At 56.0% G+C, this 1,986-nt stretch carries 1 rRNA gene; it reads left to right on the top strand.

Annotated features, from left to right (window positions below):
• Nucleotides 1-208 precede the first annotated feature (208 nt).
• Nucleotides 209-1,731, top strand: a 16S ribosomal RNA gene (locus ACFVR6_RS16140).
• The last annotated feature ends 255 nt before the right edge of the window (nt 1,732-1,986 follow it).

Genomic DNA, 1,986 nt, shown 5'->3' with positions numbered 1-1,986 from the left:
GCAGGAGCATCCGATCCTTGAGAACTCAACAGCGTGCACTTGTCAAATGCCAAATAACCTCGTCCCGGTTTTTACCGGGTGAGATTCCTTTGGATCAAAGTCCGATTCCCTTTGGGGGGTCGGCAACGGATAAGTCAGTAATGACATCCATTTGGTCAGTTCAAACTCGCTGCTTCGGCCTTTTTCCGGTCGTTGTCAGTATTTTTCTTTTACGGAGAGTTTGATCCTGGCTCAGGATGAACGCTGGCGGCGTGCTTAACACATGCAAGTCGAACGGTGAAGCAGAGCTTGCTCTGTGGATCAGTGGCGAACGGGTGAGTAACACGTGAGCAACCTGCCCCGGACTCTGGGATAAGCGCTGGAAACGGCGTCTAATACTGGATACGAGCTGCGACCGCATGGTCAGCAGTTGGAAAGATTTTTCGGTCTGGGATGGGCTCGCGGCCTATCAGCTTGTTGGTGAGGTAATGGCTCACCAAGGCGTCGACGGGTAGCCGGCCTGAGAGGGTGACCGGCCACACTGGGACTGAGACACGGCCCAGACTCCTACGGGAGGCAGCAGTGGGGAATATTGCACAATGGGCGAAAGCCTGATGCAGCAACGCCGCGTGAGGGACGACGGCCTTCGGGTTGTAAACCTCTTTTAGCAGGGAAGAAGCGAAAGTGACGGTACCTGCAGAAAAAGCGCCGGCTAACTACGTGCCAGCAGCCGCGGTAATACGTAGGGCGCAAGCGTTATCCGGAATTATTGGGCGTAAAGAGCTCGTAGGCGGTTTGTCGCGTCTGCTGTGAAATCTGGGGGCTCAACCCCCAGCCTGCAGTGGGTACGGGCAGACTAGAGTGCGGTAGGGGAGATTGGAATTCCTGGTGTAGCGGTGGAATGCGCAGATATCAGGAGGAACACCGATGGCGAAGGCAGATCTCTGGGCCGTAACTGACGCTGAGGAGCGAAAGGGTGGGGAGCAAACAGGCTTAGATACCCTGGTAGTCCACCCCGTAAACGTTGGGAACTAGTTGTGGGGTCCATTCCACGGATTCCGTGACGCAGCTAACGCATTAAGTTCCCCGCCTGGGGAGTACGGCCGCAAGGCTAAAACTCAAAGGAATTGACGGGGACCCGCACAAGCGGCGGAGCATGCGGATTAATTCGATGCAACGCGAAGAACCTTACCAAGGCTTGACATATACGAGAACGGGCCAGAAATGGTCAACTCTTTGGACACTCGTAAACAGGTGGTGCATGGTTGTCGTCAGCTCGTGTCGTGAGATGTTGGGTTAAGTCCCGCAACGAGCGCAACCCTCGTTCTATGTTGCCAGCACGTAATGGTGGGAACTCATGGGATACTGCCGGGGTCAACTCGGAGGAAGGTGGGGATGACGTCAAATCATCATGCCCCTTATGTCTTGGGCTTCACGCATGCTACAATGGCCGGTACAAAGGGCTGCAATACCGTAAGGTGGAGCGAATCCCAAAAAGCCGGTCCCAGTTCGGATTGAGGTCTGCAACTCGACCTCATGAAGTCGGAGTCGCTAGTAATCGCAGATCAGCAACGCTGCGGTGAATACGTTCCCGGGTCTTGTACACACCGCCCGTCAAGTCATGAAAGTCGGTAACACCTGAAGCCGGTGGCCCAACCCTTGTGGAGGGAGCCGTCGAAGGTGGGATCGGTAATTAGGACTAAGTCGTAACAAGGTAGCCGTACCGGAAGGTGCGGCTGGATCACCTCCTTTCTAAGGAGCATCTGGCACCCTCGGGTGTCCAGGCGCCGGATCGGGACATACGTTCCCGCCGGTTAGCTCATGGGTGGAACATTTGACTTGGTGTCGGAGGGTTGACCTTCATCTCAGTACGCTGCTTGCAGCTGGAACGGGTGGGGGGAGGCTGCCGGCACATGCACGCTGTTGGGTCCTGAGGGACCGGATGCGCACTGACCTTCGGGTTGGGTGCAGACGAACCTCAGGACCTGCTTTTGTTGCCGGCTTTCA

Source organism: Microbacterium sp. NPDC058021, from assembly GCF_042885955.1.
GTDB lineage: Bacteria > Actinomycetota > Actinomycetes > Actinomycetales > Microbacteriaceae > Microbacterium.
The sequence above is the reverse complement of the archived record's forward strand: the minus strand, read 5'-3'. Positions and strand labels throughout refer to the sequence as shown.